Annotated in this window: 13 protein-coding genes; 10 read left to right on the top strand and 3 right to left on the bottom strand. The window is 69.8% G+C overall.

All coding sequences use genetic code 11. The features are described from left to right. Positions 1-261 precede the first annotated feature (261 nt). Genes VFV67_RS29800 through VFV67_RS29770 form a run of 7 tightly spaced genes read left to right on the top strand, consistent with a single transcriptional unit; the run spans position 262 to position 10,571 of the window. A complete protein-coding gene (locus VFV67_RS29800; protein WP_326474008.1) occupies positions 262-1,248 on the top strand; it encodes a vWA domain-containing protein in 987 nt (328 codons plus the stop codon). Continuing rightward, on the top strand, positions 1,245-2,828 hold the full coding sequence (locus tag VFV67_RS29795; RefSeq protein ID WP_326474007.1) for an Hsp70 family protein: 1,584 nt from the start codon (positions 1,245-1,247) through the stop codon (positions 2,826-2,828). The genes VFV67_RS29800 and VFV67_RS29795 overlap by 4 nt, the downstream gene beginning before the upstream one ends. Continuing rightward, complete coding sequence (locus tag VFV67_RS29790; RefSeq protein ID WP_326474006.1) at positions 2,825-5,386, top strand: hypothetical protein; 2,562 nt, start codon at positions 2,825-2,827, stop codon at positions 5,384-5,386. The genes VFV67_RS29795 and VFV67_RS29790 overlap by 4 nt, the downstream gene beginning before the upstream one ends. A gap of 27 nt (positions 5,387-5,413) precedes the next feature. Next, on the top strand, positions 5,414-6,523 hold the full coding sequence (locus VFV67_RS29785; RefSeq protein ID WP_326474005.1) for a TRAFAC clade GTPase domain-containing protein: 1,110 nt from the start codon (positions 5,414-5,416) through the stop codon (positions 6,521-6,523). Further along, the gene (locus VFV67_RS29780) at positions 6,520-8,793 is read left to right on the top strand and encodes a hypothetical protein (protein ID WP_326474004.1); all 2,274 of its coding nucleotides are present in this window, start codon (positions 6,520-6,522) and stop codon (positions 8,791-8,793) included. The genes VFV67_RS29785 and VFV67_RS29780 overlap by 4 nt, the downstream gene beginning before the upstream one ends. 6 nt (positions 8,794-8,799) lie before the next feature. Then, the gene (locus VFV67_RS29775) at positions 8,800-10,437 is read left to right on the top strand and encodes a TRAFAC clade GTPase domain-containing protein (RefSeq protein ID WP_326474003.1); all 1,638 of its coding nucleotides are present in this window, start codon (positions 8,800-8,802) and stop codon (positions 10,435-10,437) included. Further along, on the top strand, positions 10,434-10,571 hold the full coding sequence (locus tag VFV67_RS29770; protein WP_326474002.1) for a hypothetical protein: 138 nt from the start codon (positions 10,434-10,436) through the stop codon (positions 10,569-10,571). The genes VFV67_RS29775 and VFV67_RS29770 overlap by 4 nt, the downstream gene beginning before the upstream one ends. Here the strand turns inward: VFV67_RS29770 and VFV67_RS29765 are convergent. Next, positions 10,568-11,047: a nucleotide exchange factor GrpE gene (locus VFV67_RS29765; protein WP_326474001.1), complete on the bottom strand. Its 480-nt coding sequence runs from the start codon at positions 11,045-11,047 to the stop codon at positions 10,568-10,570. The two genes, VFV67_RS29770 and VFV67_RS29765, sit on opposite strands and share 4 nt — an antisense overlap. Positions 11,048-11,105: 58 nt before the next feature. On the opposite strand from VFV67_RS29765, the gene VFV67_RS29760 reads away from it, so the two are divergent. Both VFV67_RS29760 and VFV67_RS29755 read left to right on the top strand, forming a co-directional pair. Beyond that, the gene (locus tag VFV67_RS29760; protein ID WP_326474000.1) at positions 11,106-12,503 is read left to right on the top strand and encodes a toll/interleukin-1 receptor domain-containing protein; all 1,398 of its coding nucleotides are present in this window, start codon (positions 11,106-11,108) and stop codon (positions 12,501-12,503) included. After that, complete coding sequence (locus tag VFV67_RS29755) at positions 12,496-13,929, top strand: toll/interleukin-1 receptor domain-containing protein (protein WP_326473999.1); 1,434 nt, start codon at positions 12,496-12,498, stop codon at positions 13,927-13,929. Before VFV67_RS29760 ends, VFV67_RS29755 begins: the two co-directional genes overlap by 8 nt. Positions 13,930-13,941: 12 nt before the next feature. Here VFV67_RS29755 and VFV67_RS29750 read toward each other — a convergent pair whose 3' ends face one another. Next, positions 13,942-14,619 carry an acetyltransferase gene (locus tag VFV67_RS29750; RefSeq protein WP_326473998.1) on the bottom strand — a complete coding sequence of 226 codons (678 nt, stop codon included), beginning with the start codon at positions 14,617-14,619 and terminating at the stop codon, positions 13,942-13,944. Then, positions 14,616-15,740 carry a DegT/DnrJ/EryC1/StrS family aminotransferase gene (locus VFV67_RS29745; protein WP_326473997.1) on the bottom strand — a complete coding sequence of 375 codons (1,125 nt, stop codon included), beginning with the start codon at positions 15,738-15,740 and terminating at the stop codon, positions 14,616-14,618. The genes VFV67_RS29750 and VFV67_RS29745 overlap by 4 nt, the downstream gene beginning before the upstream one ends. Before the next feature lie 115 nt (positions 15,741-15,855). On the opposite strand from VFV67_RS29745, the gene VFV67_RS29740 reads away from it, so the two are divergent. Next, positions 15,856-16,746, top strand: coding sequence for a glycosyltransferase family 2 protein (locus VFV67_RS29740; RefSeq protein WP_326473996.1), 891 nt, complete (start codon positions 15,856-15,858; stop codon positions 16,744-16,746). Positions 16,747-16,760 lie beyond the last annotated feature (14 nt).

Genomic DNA, 16,760 nt, shown 5'->3' with positions numbered 1-16,760 from the left:
ATGGTGGCGACCCGGCGAGCCGACAGGCGCGTTCGCCCATCCCGCGGCCGCCGAACGCGCGCCGATGGTGCACCAGCCGGCGATTGCCGCCGATCACCCTGTTTGTCCGCTCGGACCCCTGCCGAGCGCGGTCCGCCACGGCGAAAATTGATACTCGCCATTTTCAGAATCACGCGGCTTCCGCACGGCTCTTACCAGCCAGTTTACGAGTAGTGGTCATTTTCTGGACAGTGCTGCGAACCCGTGGCACGGGCGCGAGAGATGACCATTACACTGCCGTCCTGCCATATCGGTGACCGTAGGAGTATTGGCATTCACCCACCGAAGTTATTGGTCGGCGTCGTGTGCGCCGCGCTCATCGCCATGTCCGGCAGCGCATCCGCCACGGCGCAGCCGAGCGTGCCCAACCCGCCATGGCCGTCTCGGTGTCCGCTTCGACTCGCTTTGGTGGTGGATCAGTCGAGTTCGATGAGCGCTCGATTCGACGACGTCCGCGATGCGGCTCGGAATGTCGTGGATTCATTGCGCGACAAGCGATCCGAAGTGACGATCGTCGGATTCGGCACGACCGCCGAGGTCATCCGGTCGGCGGTCGACGTGTCCGAGGACGACGCCCGGCACCAACTGAAGGACCGAATCGGCGAGCTCACCGCGCACGGCGGCGACGACAGCGCGACAAACTGGGAAGCCGCACTGACCGTGGCCGGCAACGCTCGCTTCGACGTGGTCATCCTGGTCACGGACGGCCTGCCCACCGCGTACGGCGATCCGGTCCGGGAAGGCGACCAGGAGGCGGTCGACGCAGCGGTCGCGGCGGCCGACCGGCTGAAGGCGGGCGGAGCACGCCTCGTCGCGGTCGGAATCGAGCTGCGACCGGAAGGTGAGCGGAACCTGCGGATCATCACCGGTCCCACCCGCGGCGAGGACTATTACGTGACCGACACCGCGGGGCTGCTCCGCCAGTTGTACGGAATCGTGGCGAGTTCGTGCGGGGTGCCGATCACGCAGCTCCCCCAGCCGGAATCGCCCGAGTTCCCGTGGCTGGAAACCATCCTGGGCACGCTCGGCGGTTTGGTCCTGATCGGGCTTGCCGCCATCGCGTTGCACCGCAAACGATCTGGTCGGGAGCAGTACCCGGCCCGGGACCGCCGCGCGCCCGTCGCCGGTCCGAACATCGACCACAGCCATCTCGTCAAGCAGCTCCGTGCCGACGACCGGAACCGACCGACCACAAAGGACACCCTATGACCCGTCCCGTCCTCGGCATCGACCTGGGAACGACCTACTCGTGCGTGGCCGCGCTCGATGAGAACCAACGGGTGTCGGTGCTGCCCAACCAGGAGGGCGATCTGACCACCCCGTCCGTGGTGTTCTTCGAACCCACCGGCAACGTGACGGTCGGCAGGTTCGCCAAGAACGAGCTCAAGCGGGAACCCGACCGGGTCGTCGCGCTCATCAAGCGGCACATGGGCGAAGACGGATTCACCGTTGAGATCGACGGCAGGCAGCGGTACCCGCAGGAGGTTTCGGCCCTCATCCTGAGGCAGGTGACCGAGGACGCCCTCGGTGTCCTCGGCGTCGAGGTCCCGGCCGACGGGCCACTCGCCGACGTGGTCATCACGGTGCCCGCCTACTTCGGCGCCGCCGAACGCCAGGCCACCCGCGACGCAGGCGAGATGGCGGGCCTGAACGTCCTCAACATCGTCAACGAGCCGACGGCGGCGGCGATCGCCTATGGGCTCGTCGCGTCCGGCGACGGCGCCGAACGCACCGTGCTGGTGTACGACCTGGGTGGCGGCACGTTCGACGTCACGATCATCACCGTCTCGCCCACCGAGATCCGCGTCGTCGCCACGGGTGGCGACGCCCGGCTCGGCGGTGCCGACTGGGATGCTCGGCTGGTCGACCTGGTCTGCGAGAAGTTCGCCGAGCAGCACCCGGGTTCCGATCCCCGGATGGATCTCGACGCCTCGGGCAGCCTCGAGATCTTCGCCGAGGAGGCCAAAAAGGGGCTCAGCCGCCGGGACACCTACGCCGACACGATCGTGGCCGACGGCCAGCGGGCCCGCATCGAGATCACCCGCAAGGAGTTCGAGGAGGCCACGGCGGATCTGATCGCCAGGACGCTCGACTTCACCCGCGACGTCCTCGGCAGCGCCGCGAAGAAGGGCGTCACCACCATCGACGAGCTCTTGCTGGTCGGCGGCATGTCGCATTCGCCCGCGGTGAAACAGCGGCTCGTCGAGGAGTTCCCGGACCTGCCGACCCCTCAGCTCGCGGACCCGGACCAGATCGTGGCCAAGGGCGCCGCGCTGTTCGCGGCGAGCAGCGTGGCGGAGACCGGCGGGGAGACCTCGCCGGTGGCCGGCCTGCCCGGGAAGCGCTCGCTACCCAAGATCGTGAACGTCACGTCGAAGGGTTACGGCGCCGCCGTCGTCCGCGACCCGAACCGGCCCGACGACGACGATCTCGTCGTGGCCTGGCTGATCCGGCCCAACGACGAGATTCCCGCCGCTCCGCGGGACATCTTCCGTACGGTGCACGACGGCCAGCGGCGGGTCGTGATCACCGTCTACGAGTCCAAGACCGACGTGCTCAGCGATGAGCTCGAGGACAACCTCAACCTCGTCGAGGGTGAACTGGTTGGGCTGCCGGAGAACCAACGGGCCGGGCAGCCGATAGAGGTGTCGTTCAACCTCGGCGGCGACGGCATCCTGCGGATCACGGCGGTGGCGAGCAACGGCAAGGAGCTGACCCTGCAGGCGAAGATCAGCGGACTGGTGCCGGAGGAGGTGAAGCGGGCGCCGCTGCCGCACCTCCAGCGGTGAGCGGCTGGCAATTCGACGACAAGCGGTTCGTCGAGGAGGTGCTGAAACCGGTACAGAACGGCTGGCGGCCGGACGAGGACCTGTTCCGGGTGTACCTGCTGCCCTCCGAGGGGATCGACACCGGCACGGTGCGCGCCGCGCTGGACGGGATCAGCCGGGAACTGACCAGGCAGCGGTACCGCGCCTTCGGACGGGCCTGCGACCTGTTGCGCGCCCAGCACGAGAGCGCGGCCGCGATCCTCACCGATCCCGCGAAGCGGTCCCGGCACGGCGAGCAGGTGGCCGAGCGCTCGCGAAAGCTCGGCGCGAACCTGCGGCAACGGCTGCACGGCGCCCCGGGGTTGTCTTCCGCGGAGCTCGCCCAGCTGGCCACCGGCTCGAGGGGCGCCCTCACTCGGACGATGATCCGGGCCGCGCTGGCCGAGATCGGTGCGCGCGAACTCGATCCCGTCCCACTGCCGGACACCCAGGAGCCCGCGCGCTGGAGCGAGGCCCGCAGCCTGCTCGGCCAGCTGCGGCACAAATCCCTGTGGGACTACCTGGGCACGGTGCTGGCCGGTCTGCGGACCTCCGCGCGGGACATCGAGGACCGCCGCGAGAAGCTCCGGGTGTCCCGGGACTCGGACAGCACCGCGGAGACCACGATCCTGAAGCTCGTGCAGCAGTGGATCAAGTCGGACGAGCTGAAGTCGGTGCTGCGCCACGAGGTGTTGACCGAGCTCGCCGGCGCGGCACCCTACGGCTACGCCGAGGTCGCCCGCGCCGCCGGCCTCGTCGCCGAACGGCTGTCCCGGCTCGGCCTGCCGACCGAACCCGATGCGCTCGCCTATGCGACCTGGTGCCGGGACCGGGTCACCGGAGCCGGCCAGGAACCGGCCTGGCACGACGATTATCAGTCGGCCGTGCGCGAGCTGAGGCTGCGCCAGGCACTGGCCGTGCTGGACGCGCAGCCCGGGCTGCCGGACGAGTGGCGGCGGCAGCGGGACACGCTCGCCGCCCGTCTGTCCACTTTGGACCTGGAGCTGGCCGGCTGCCGGAAGCTCGAGAACACCGACGTCGAGGCCGCGGTCGCGGGCTATCTCCGGATTCGGGAGCAGCTCGTGGATCCGGCGGTCGAGGCGGCACTCGAACGGTGCCGTCCGGCCGAACCCGACTCCGCCACCGCCGCCGTGCGGGACGGCCACGTGGTGGTGTCCTGGCAACCAAGCACGGCCACCGCCGGGAGCATCGGCTACCGCGTCGATCGCGGCGGCACGGCGGTGGGAGCGCAGACGCATGGCTGCGAGGTCATCGACGAGGATCCGCCGGGCGGTATCCCGCTGACCTACGCCGTGTACACGCTGCGGGACGGCAACCCGTCGGCACGCCCGGCCCGGACGGCGGCGATCACCGTGCTGCGCGAGGTGCTCGAGCTGGAACTGAGGGGAGAGCCGGACGCCATCTCCGGCCGCTGGCGGCTGCCGAACGGAGCCACCGGCGCCACCGTCACCCGCGACGGTAGCCCGGTTGAGGATGTTCGGTCGAGCGGGTTCCTGGACCGTGACGTCAATCCGGGTCGGTCCTATGTGTACACGGTCTCGGCGAGCTACCGGCTCCCCGACGGCACGACCGCGCGCAGCCCCGGCCGGCAGGCGACCGCGAGCTGTCAAGAGATCCCCGCCGCGGTCACGGATCTCGTCGCCGAGCTCGAGGGGGACGAGGTCGTCGCCCGCTGGACCCCGCCGCCCGGCGGTGAGGTCGGGATCCTCGAGCTGCGGCCGGGCGCGGATCCACCCGACCAGGACGTGGTCCCCGCGGCGACGGTCCAGCGCTACGGCAGCGCGGTGCGGGCGGTCGGACCGAGCGGCCCGGGACGGCTGCGCGGTCGGCTGGACACGCCGGGAAAGCGCCAGGTTCTGCTGCCCGTGACGGTGCTCGGCGAGCTCGCCGCGATCGGCGCGCCCTACGTGCTCGACGTTCGGCACGGCGCGGTGCGCTCGCTGCGGGTGCACCGGCTGGGCACCACGGTGCGACTTACCTGGGAATGGCCGGCCGGCGCGACCGCCGCGCGGGTGGTGTGGCGCACGGACGGCAAGCCGAGCGGGCCCACCGATCCCGATGCCTCGGTTCAGGACGTGTCCAGGGTGACCTATGACAGCCGAGGTGTCTCGCTGCCGATGCCGCCGGGCGAACACTGGTTCGGGGTGTGCACGATGCTGCCGGACGGGGCGGCGCAGAGCTTCGGACCGCTCGTGTTCAAACGGGAGTCGACCGTCGCGACCGCTCGATACACCGTGGAACGGGACCGCTGGCTGCGGCGCAACCGCCGGGTCCTCCTGGTCGAAACCGAGCCCGGGCGGGAACTGCCGCCGGTCGTGCTGACCGCCAAGACGGGTATCCGGCCGATCAGCCCGGACGACGGCGAGCAACTGCTTCGCACCGACGCCGGCACCTCGCCCGTGCGTATCGAGTTCTGCGTGCCCGGGCACCTACGCCGTCCGGTACACCTGCGGGCGTTCTCCCGGGACGGACGCTTCGTGCTGGTCCCGTCCCGCCCGGAGCAGCTGGTGCTGACCTGAACATCCTTGGCTCGGTGAGGAATAGCTGTGACCACAACGAAATGCCCCTACTGCTGGGCCTCCCATCGACGCGCCGACCTGCACATGCGCTGCGGCGAGCGGTGCGAGCACAAGGGTGAGACGTTCCCCGAGCGGCAGTTACGCAACGGCCGGTGCCCGCACGGCGCATTGCCGCAGAGCCGCAGGCTGTGCCCGAACTGCGGCCGGGATCTGTTGCGGGAGTATGTCGACAGCGGCGGCCGCAACATCGCGGTGATCGGGTCGGCGGACTCGGGCAAGAGCACCTGGGTCGGCGTCCTCGTGCACGAGTTCCAGCGCGGCCAGGTGAACGCGCGGTTCACCGGGATGTCGCTGGACCTGCTCGGCGAGGAGTCACGCAACCGGTACGAGCGGGATTTCAGCACCCCGCTGTTCGAGCAGGGCCGGCCGCTGCAGCAGACCGTGTCGGCCCGCACGCGCACCCCCGAGCCACTGATGTTCAGCCTGCGGTTCCAGAAGTCGGGACTGCTCGGCGCGACTCGGATCGCCCCCGTCGTGACCGTCTTCTACGACACCGCGGGCGAGGACGTCGCCAACGCACAACAGATGGATCTGCTGATCAGCTATCTGGACGCGGCCGAAGGAATCATCCTGCTGCTCGATCCGATGCAGATGCCCAAGATCCGTGAACTGGTCGGCACGAACGGCCGCAGGTCCGGCTACACGGACCAGTTGCACGTACTCGGCCGGCTCGGCGAGTTGCTTCGGGAGCGCAGCCACATCCCGGTCGACCGGCGGCTGCGGACACCGCTCGCGATCGCGCTCACCAAGGTCGACCTGCTGCCGGACACCTTCGGGCCGGAGTCGCCGCTGCGTCAGCCGTCCCGACACCTGGGCCACTACGACGAAGCCGACGGCCGGGACGTGCACGAGGAAGTCCGCGCCTGGCTGAACCAGTGGTACGACCCCGCATTCGATCGCAGCATCGCCAACGCGTTCGAGGTGTACCGGTACTTCGGCCTCTCCGCGCTTGGCGCCCAGCCGATCGACGGCAACCGCCTTGCCCCGGAAGGTGTGCATCCCTACCGCCTGGAGGATCCGATGCTGTGGCTGTTGGCCAGGTTCGGCGCGATCAAGACGACGAAAGGGAAGCGATGACCGTGCACCAGCTGCACTACACCTCGTGCGAGGACGGGCTGGAGGGCATCCAGGGATTTCAGATCAGCGCCATGACCCCGGGTTCGCCCAAGCCGCTGGTGGATCTCGCGGTGCGGGCCAGCGCGTACGAGGTGGGACCGGGTTTGATCGCCCGGCTGGAGGACGCGGACCGCAGCACTTTTCCCGTGGCGTTCGGATACCTCCCGTCCGGACCGGGTGCCACCCTGTTCCAGAGCCGCTACATCGGCTCCGATTTCACCGGCCGGACCGGCAACTACTTCGCCCACGCCCTGCTGCTCAACGACGCGGAGCGGGAGCTGCACGGCGTGCTGCCGATCGACATGTGGCGCAGCCCGACGTGGGTCCACACGCGGCAGAACGGCACCACGCTGCCGGCCGTGACCGGGCTGACCCCCGGGAGCGCGACCGATGCGGCGAGCACCGACAGGTTTCTCCGCGAACCGGGCCGCCTCGACCGGTTGACCCACGTGATCACCGCCGGGCAGCGGCTGCTCTGCGGTGATCGTGGCCGGCTGGTGCTCGTCGTGCCGGACGACCACACGGCGGCCCTGTGGCTCGCCGCGCTGTGCCGGTCGCTGCCGCGCGCGCTGGGTCTGGAGATCTCGTTCGTCACGTACACCTCGCGGCCGGAGGACACGGCGGTGCGCGTCGCCTGTACCACTCCGGACGTACGGCTGCCGAGCTACGGCGACTTCACCGCGATCGACCTGACCGGCTCCAGCCTGCCGGAAGGCGAAGCCACCCGATACGCCGGCATACTGGCCCGGCTGTGGAGAACCGGCGGCGCGCCCGCGGCGATCGACCTGGCCGAACGGGTTACGCCGCCGCTGCTCGGCACCGAGCTGGAAGCCTTCGCGGTGCTCCTCGAGTGCGGCGCGGGCCCGTCCGCGGCCACCACCCCCTCGGCGGAGCCGCTACTGCTCGACGCGGCCCGGCTCGCCGTCGACCGGTTGCCCGGCACCCTCACCGCCGACGGTTGGCGGCGGATCGGCGAGCTGCTGACCGATGGCGGTGGTCCGACCGACCTGCGCTCCTGGGCAGAGGTCCTCCAGTCGGCCGCGCAGCGCTCGGAGCCGCTGCCCGCCGCGTTGCTCGGCGCGTATTACGTCGCGGCGCTCGCGGACCCGCTGTCCCTGTGGCTGCCCCGGCTCACCGCCGAGGAGCTCGACGAAGTGGCGGACAACGCCGTGTTGCCGGCGTTGACCGGCAGCCGGTCGGCGGCGATCCGGGACCGGCTCGGTACGCAGCGGGACCTGGTGCAGGCCCTGGTGCGGGTGCTCCGGCGGCGACTCGCCGACGATGCGGAGTTCTGGCGGTTGGCCACCACACTCACCCCGCCGGCCGCACGGCTCGTCCGACAGGTCGCGCCGGACGGTCCGCCCGCCCTGCTGGCCGACGTGGTGCTCGCCCGCGACGGTCAGGGGGACCGGGTGGCGGTGCTGACCAAGGCCGTGGCGCACGGCAGCACCGATTGGTCCCGCCTTGGCGAGGTGCTGTGGCCGGCGGAGCCGTCCACGGCGGACGCCACCCACGCGGTGCGCAAGCTGCAGCTCGATGTGTTGCGCGGCACCGGGTTGCTCAGCCGGACCACAGCACGGCTGGTGCGGCTGATCGAGCGGGACGAGTTGGGGCCGAAGGAGCTTGCGCTCGTCGAGGATCTGCTCGACGACCGGATCGTCGGGGAGCTGCGACCGGCGGACCGGACCCTGCTCGGCGCGGCGCGGACGATCGACTACTTCCGGCGGAACACTCCGGACCAGCGCCTCGAGCGGGTGGTTGAGGAGAGCCTGGACCTGCTCGACACCCTGCCGCCGCCCATCGCGGACCGGATGCTGACCGGCATCGCGGAGTTCACGTTGCGGGCCGACGCCCCGCTCCACCGCGACCTGCTGATGCTGATGCTGGAAACCGGAGACCGGCGGTTCCGCACCGCCTATCGCGATCTCGCCCGAGCTCGGCTGGCCAAGGCCCAGCCGAACCAGGTGGCCCCGGTGATCGTCATCTGGTGGAGCCTGCCGAACGGCCGGGCCCGCCAGCAACTGATCAACGAGACGCTGCCCGACGCGGTCGCGCGGCGCAGGTCCAAACACCTGGACGCGATCGGCAATCTGCTGTCGTCCACGGCGAACAAACTGGCGATCGACGTGCCGGCGCCGAAGGGAAACTGGCGCACCTGGTGGAAGTCCTGGCGATCGGTCCATGAGCGGCGCGGCCTGCTCCAGCTACTCGGGCTGCGGAAGGGGAGCTGAGACAAAATGTTCTATCTCATCGGCTTCTTGCTCGGGATCTTCCTCGTGATCTACGTCGTGATCCTGGTGGTCCGGTACGTCTTGGGCCCCCTGCTGATCGTGGCGATCCTGGTGTCCCTCGTCGTGGCGATCGTCGAGTACGTCGCCGCCGCGATCGCGGGATTCGCACCGCACGGCCCGATCGCCCACCTCCGCATCGCACCGCCGGCACCGTCGCCGGACGGGCCGGACCCGGCTTACCGGAGCTACTACGCCGGCCCGGTGCTGCTCGATTACCGCAGGGTGCTCAGCACGACGTTCCGGCAGGTCTGGGCGAAGATCATTGAGGGCAGGCGGGACGAGTCCACCCACACCGTCACGGTGTCCTTCGTGACCAGGGTGTGGACCTGGGCGAGGCACTCCGAACTGCCCGCGGTGGTCGCCTATTCCGGCGCCGCGGTGATCTGCTTCGGCCTGTGGTTGGGCGCCATCGGGGCGGTCGGCTTCGTCGCCGTCGTCTCGGTGATCTTCGCGGTGCTGCTGGGGCTGCTGGTCGTGGGCGCCGTCGCCACCGCGGGCGGCTCGCGACTGATCGAGCTGACCGTGCTGTTCGTCCGGGGCATCACGATCGAGTGCGGCACCTGCCACGTGCGCGCCACCCGGCCGATCTACCGCTGCCCGAACTGCCATGCCGAGCACCGGCACCTGTTACCGGGACTGCCTGGCGTGCTGCGCCGCACCTGCCGATGCCACACGGTGCTGCCCACCCTGCTCGCGAACGGCAAGGCAAAGCTGCCGGCGCAGTGCTCGGAGTGCCGGGCCCAGTTGCCGATCAAGGGGCTCACCGCCCCGACCGTCCACATTCCGGTGATCGCGGGTCCGACCGCGGGCAAGTCGGTATTCATGCAGACCGCGATGAGCCGGCTGATGCTGCGGGGTGACGGTTTCGAGTTCGCCGACGAGGGGGCGAAAAACGAGTTCGAGCGCAACCTGCAGCGCGGGGTCACCGACGATCCGCGCAGATCGATCAAGACCGTGAACCCGAGACCGAAGGCCTACAACGTCTATGTCGGCGCGGAGGGCAGCCGGTCCCGCCGGCTGCTGTACCTCTACGACCCGGCCGGCGAAGCCGTGGAGAGCGCCGACGAGCTCGCGGAGTCGCAGTTCCTCAAACACACCAAGGGGGTCGTGTTCATCATCGATCCCTTCTCGCTGCGCCAGGTGCGCTCCGAGACCGACCGCGCGGTACTCGGCCGGGTCAGCGCGTCGAACACGCCGCCGAAGGATTCGCTGGAGCGGTTCGTCGAGGCGCTGCGCGAACACAACCAGTGGCGCGCCGCGGATCGGATGAAGGCACCGGTCGCCGTCGTGTTGACCAAGGCCGACGCCCTGCTGGAGCCGTCGGGAGCGCCCCACCCGTACGCCGGCCGGGCGCACTCGACCCGGTCCGAGCGGGACAAGGCCGTGCGCGACTGGCTGACCGACGCCGGGCAGCGTGACCTGCTGTCCTCTATGGACAATCAGTTCGCGGCCGTGTCGTACTTCGTCGTGAGCTACCGGGATGCACGCGAGGTGGTCCCGGGTGAGACCGTGAACGGCCCGGTGGCCAACGACGACCCGGCCGCACCGCTGCTGTGGCTGTTGAACCGGAAGGCACCGATATGAACGACGAGATTCCCCAGTCGGTCGTCACCGGGCGGAAGGTCGCGATGGCCCTGCTGGTGATCGGCATCCTGGTCACGATCGCCTTGGTGCTGTGGCTGATCGCCTCGCTGGTCACCGCGTCGGTCGTCGTCTAGCCGGCGGCGAACTTGAACACCACGACCTCGGCGAACCGCACCACCCGGCCGTCGCCCCGGTATCCGGGCCGGCGGGGCTCGGCGATGATCCCGTCCAACGCCTGGTCAGCGGTCGGCTGCGTGCCGACCGCGCGGTGTTGCTGCCGGTCGAACTCCAGGCCCGCGTCGGCGTGGAACTGCTCGACGCCCTGCCGTTCGAGGATCATCGTCACGTCCTCGACCACCTCGCCGCACAGCCGCGCCTGGGCGGGGTCCGCACCGACCGCGACCGCCCTGCTGCGCCAGTCGTCCGCCAGTTTGATCAGCTCACGGAGGGCGGGCTGCACGGCGCTCTGCGCTTCGGCCCGGCGCAGCCGCTCGTTCTCGGCGTGCAGCCGGTCGATGACGCCGTTCAGGAACCTGCTCTGCTCGTGCAGGCCGGTCAGCTCGGTTCTGATTTCGTCGAGCACGGGGGTGATGCCAGGTTCGTCAGCCACAGGCTGAAAATAGTGAACAACGGCCGATGAATCAAGCTCCGGCATTCGAGAGACAGATATGGGTGGAATCTTCATTAGCTACCGGAACGGGACGCACTCGGTGGCCGTTGGCGCGCTCGCCGACCGGCTGCGTCATTATTTTGGACGCGGCCAGGTTTTCTGCGACACCCAGATGACGCCCGGTACCCGGTATCCCGACGAACTGCGTGCGCGGTTGCTGGACAGCAACGCGCTGGTCGCCGTGATCCACGACGGTTGGACCGACGAGTTCGACCGGCCGCGAGACACCGACTGGGTACGGTACGAGATCGCCACCGCGCTGGAAAAGCGCATACCCGTGGTGCCGGTACTGCTGGAGCAGGCCGACCCGCCGCGGCGGGATCAGTTGCCAGAGGACATCGCGGAACTGACGGTCCGCCAGGCCGCACGCCTTCGCGGGGCGGAGTTTCCGGCCGATGTCGGTGATCTGGTTCGGCTGCTCGAGCGACACATCGAGCCGACCACTGAGCCGCCTCCGCCCCGGACGGTCCCCCGGCCCCGACGGGTGGGGCGCCGGATCGCCGCATGGGCCACCGGATTGTTTCTCCTGACCCTCATTCTGGTCTCCGACGATCCGGCGGAGGACCAACAGGTTTGGGAATGGTTCGGCTATGCCGCGTTCATATCGACCATGGCACTGGCCGGCTCGTCGATACTCGTGTCGGCGTTGATCCCGATCAAACGCTGGACATACCGGATGGACATCAACTGGCAAACAATGCCGACCCGGGAGTTCGTGCACAGAACGTGGATCCTGCCGGCCCTCGGAGTCCTCCCTATTGCCTACGGCATGGTCAAGACCTGGCCCGGCAAAGACCGCCGGCTGCACGAATGGGAAGTGTGGGCCGTCGTCGCGTTGGGCATCATCGCGCTGTACTTCCTCCATCGAACCATGCGCCATCACGGCACCCGGCAGAACGCATGGCCGCCGCTCGTGACCACCGAATCGATCATGTTCCGGCGGGCGGCGCACCGGTTGCACCACAAGTTGACGACCGAACCGGACTGGCGAGGAGCACGGTCCCGGGCGATCCAGCGCAAAGCGGTGTCGATCTACCTGGACCTCGCCGAGGTCCGAATGGAGCTGAAAACCAGGGCCGGCGTGTCGCTGCGCCGGTGGATCGGGACCGGGTACTCAGGTTGGGTGACCGCCTGGCTGGGCTGGCTGATGAGCATCCTCGCACTGGACGGCTTCGCCCTTGGTCTGGTGCTACGCCAGGATTCCGTTCCGGCCGGGCCGTTCCGGTTGATCGCCGTGACCGTCCTGGCGGCCGTGATCTTCACCGCCGTCATGGTGGTCGCCCACTTCTACGGCGACCGCTGGGAGGTGCGCCGGTGGATCGGCGAGTTGACCGAGTGGCAGGCGAAGCTCGGCCCGTTGATCTTCCGCCCGCCTTCGGGGGACCCTGATGAGTGACAAGGTCTTCATCAGCTACCGGCAGCGGGACGCCAACGGCGAACTGCTGCCGCACGCGCTCCTGGTCGAGTCCCTTGCCGACCGGCTGAGCACCCATCTCGGCCGGGACGCGGTGTACTTCGACACGACGCTGCGCCCGGGCGATCCCTACCCCGCGGCATTGCGGGTGCGCCTTTCCGAAGCCGCGGTGCTCGTGGTGGTTATCCACGCCGGCTGGCTGGCGGACCTCGAAGCCAGAGCCGACCGGCACCCGGACTGGGTGCACGAAGAGATCGCCACGGCCATCGCGACGGGTATCCGTCTGGTGCCCGTGGTCCTCGACGGCGCCCGACTGCCCGGGCGTGATCAGCTCCCGCCGACGATTCGGGCCCTCGCCGACGCCCAGGCGATCAACCTTCGTTTTGGTTCCCTTGCCGACGGCATCACCGCCGCCATCGCCGAGATCGACCTGATCGTGGCTCCGGACGTGCCGGACCACGTGACGCCGGTGCGGCCGCTCCCCGATCGCAGCCGTCTCCTCACGGCCCTGATGTTGTTCCTGGCCTCCGCCGTGCTCGGTGCGTTCGCCGCCGTGACCGAGTCGGTACCGCTCCCGGAACTGCCGCCCGCCATGGTCACCGCGGTCCTGGCCGGAGCCATGCTGTTCTACCTCCTCGTGATCCTGGTCGTCGCGGCGGGCGCGTACGCCCTTCGGCGCCCGGTGGCCTGGATGGACGAGCGTCTCGTGCGGACCCCCAATCGGGCCTACGTGGTGTTCGGCCTCGGCGTGGCCCTGGTGTCGATGTGCCAGGTCGCCCTCATGGCGGTGGTGGGGACCGGCCTCAGCTCCACGGCGGTCATGCTCACGATGGCGGTGTCGATCAGCTTCCTGGCGCTGATGGGCCTGTTCTGGCTGCGCAACCAGGAAAGCACGCCGGACTGGCCGCATGCCCCGGTCAGTCCGACACCGATCTGGGTGCGGAAAGCCTTGGTTGACCTCAAGCAGCGCCTCGACACCTGGCCGGCGCCGCTGCCACTGCGCCGCCAGCGCGAGGCCCTCGTCGCGCTGAGCGCCATCCGCGGCGCCCTGGCGACGATGACCACCTCCGCCACGCAGCCGCTGCTCGCCTGGTGGCGCACCTGGAGCCCGTGGGTCACCCTCCCCCACGCCACGATGGCCGGTGTCGCACTGGTCCTGGCCACGATGGCGCTGGTACTGCACTGGACCGCCGAGGGCTTGACTCCGGTCAGCATCCTGCTGTGGCTCGGTGCCGTCCTGTGCACGATCGGTGTCTACTGGGGTTCGCTGGCCTTCGTACGCGGCCGGGAACGCTGGGACATCCGCGCTGTTGCCGAGACCACGCCCGCACAACTGACCGCGTTGGAGGAGCGCCTGTCGGAGCTGAGCCGGCCTGGTCTCATCGCCATCCATCACGTCGCGCGATAGCGAGGGATCGAGTCAGGCGACGAAGTGGTTGGGGCGGTGGGCGGTGCGGAGGTGGCGAGCCGGGTTGCCGACCCAGACCTCACCGGGCGGAACGTCGTTGAGGACGACCGCGCCCATGCCGACGAGGGCCTCGGCGCCGATGGTGAGGCGTTCGCGGATCATCGCGCCGGTACCGAGATAGGCGCTCTCGCAGACGGTGACGAAGCCGGAGACCAGCACGCCGCTGGCGAACATCACGTAGTCGTGGATGTGGTCGTCGTGGGTGATGGTGGTGTTCGGCATGACCACCACGTGCGACCCGATCACCTGGGGGGCGGTGACCACGCTGCCGGCGAGGAACACCGAGCCGGGGCCCACCTCGGCGCCGGCGGCCACGCTCGCCGCGGGGTGCACGATGGTGGCGTACCGCTCGGCGGGCAGGGCCAGCCGCTGCACGATGCGCCTGCGGGTGCCGGGGTTGTGGATGCTCGCGATGGTCATCACCACCGCGGCGTCGGGATGGTCGTGCACCAGGTCGAGCGGTCCGAGCACGGGCCGGCGCTGCACGTACCGGCCGTGCAGCGCCGGATCGTCGTCAAGGAAGCCCAACATGGTCCACTGTGGACTGACGGAGTTGACCGCCTCGACCGCGGACAGGGTCTCCCGGGACAGCCCGCCGGCACCGACGATCAGCAGCGGCCGCGCGGTCATCGGCCTCCCTCCCGCAGCGTCTCGGCGAGCGCGGTGACCACCGTGTCCTGCTCGCCCTCGGTCATCTGGTGGAACAGCGGCAGGATCACCGACCGCCGGGTGAGGTGCTCGGTCACCGGCAACTCCGCCGGGGTGCCGGCGTAGGCCGGTTCCAGATGCGCGGCCATCACTCCGCGCCGGGCGGAGACGCCCCGGCGCCGCAACCCGGCGAGCACATCCAGCTGGGTGCCCCGGTAGTCGTCCGGCAGGACCACCCAGAACGACTGGTAGTTGGTGGTCCCGTAGTCCGGGTCGGCGACCGGGCGCACACCGTCGAGATCGGTCAACAGCTTGTGGTAACGCTCGGCGAGCTCGCGGCGCCGCGCGACCAGTTCGGGCAGCCGGGCCAACTGGACCAACCCGACCGCGGCCTGGATGTCGGTCATCCGGTAGTTGAAGCCGACCTCCTCATAGCTTTCCAGCAGCACGGTGTCGGACCGGTGCCGGTCGGCCGCCGAAACGTTCATCCCGTGCTCGCGCAGCCGCCGGGCCCGCGCCGCCCACTCCGCGCTGCTCGTGGTGAGCATGCCGCCCTCGCCGGTGGTGAGCAGCTTGCGCGGATGGAACGACCAGCCGACCAGGTCCGCGCCGGCGCCGACCGGCCGGCCCCGGTAGGTGGCACCGGCCGCGCCGGCGGCGTCGTGCACGAGGGCGAGCCCGCGCCGGGCGCACAGCACGTCCAGCGCGTCCGCGTCGAACGGCACGCCGCCCTGGTGCACCGCGATCACCGCGACCGTGTGCGGGGTCAGCACGGCGTCCACGGTGGCGGCGGTGACGTCGCCGGTCGACGGGTCCACGTCGGCGAACACCGGAATGGCGCCCGCATGGCGCACCGCGTTCGCGGTGGCGATGAACGACAGCGACGGCACCACGACCTCATCGCCCGGCCCGACGCCAAGCAGGTGCAGGGCCAGGTGCAACGCGGTCGTGCACGACGACAGCGCCACGCCGTGCCCACTCGCCATCGCCATGGCGAACTCCGCCTCGAACTCGGCCACCTTCGGGCCCTGCGCCACCCAGCCCGAGCGGATCACCTCGCCGGCGGCATCGGCTTCCGCATCGTCGAGCCAAGGCCGGATCACGGGAATCACCGGTTCGCCCCTCCCCTCGTCTTCACCACCCGGCGTAATCATTCGGGCACCGTACGTTAGAGTCGACGCCCCAGCAAGTTGACACCTGAAAGGACGGCCGGACCGGATGTGTGTCCACATCGTCGTCGCGTACTACCTCGAACCCCGGTACCTGTTCGAGTTGATCGAGAGCGTCCGCAAGCAGACCTGTGACGACTGGCGACTGACCATCGTGGACGACCGGTACCCGGGAACCGCGGCCCGGGACTACGTCGCCGAACTCGGCGATCCGCGGATCGAGTGGGTGCAGAACGAGCGGAACCTGGGCACCTCAGGCAACATGTGCCGCTGCATGACGCAGGGCCGGCTGAAATATGTCACGGCGATGGGTGCCGACGACGCGCTCGAGCCCAACTACGTCGAGACCATGCTGCGCGCCTTCGAGCGCCATCCGAACGCGATCATGGTGCATCCCTGGGTCACCGTGGTCGACGCCGACGGCGCACTGACCGACAGCCTGGTGGACCGGATCAAGCGGTTGATGAGCCGGTCGGCCTGGCGCACGGGCGAGTTGGCCGGGCCGGCCGCGGTGCGCAGCCTGATGCGCGGCAACTGGTTGTACTGCCCGGCGATGTGCTTCCGCACGGACGTGGTGCCGCGGGCGGAACCGATGGGCGAGTTCGCCTCGATCGCCGACCTGGCCTGGGTGGTCGACATGCTGCTCGGCGGCGGCACCCTGGTGCTGGACCCGACGCCGGCCTTCCGCTACCGGCGGCACCAGGCCAGCCATTCCTCCCAGCACGCCAAGAGCCTGGCCCGGTTCACCGAGGAGCAGCGGTACTACGCCGCGACCGCGGCCAAGCTGCGCGCGCACGGCTGGACCACCGCCGCCCGCGCGGCCCAGTTGCACGTGACCACCCGATTGCACGCGCTGCGCGCCGCGCTCGGCGCCCTCGCCGACCGCGATCCCCGGCTGGCGTTCGCGCTGTTTCGCCTGTCGGTACGCCGGATCCGCTGATCGGCGTTGACCGA

Source organism: Actinophytocola sp. (assembly GCF_035762905.1).
Lineage (GTDB): Bacteria > Actinomycetota > Actinomycetes > Mycobacteriales > Pseudonocardiaceae > DASYTH01.
The sequence above is the reverse complement of the archived record's forward strand: the minus strand, read 5'-3'. Positions and strand labels throughout refer to the sequence as shown.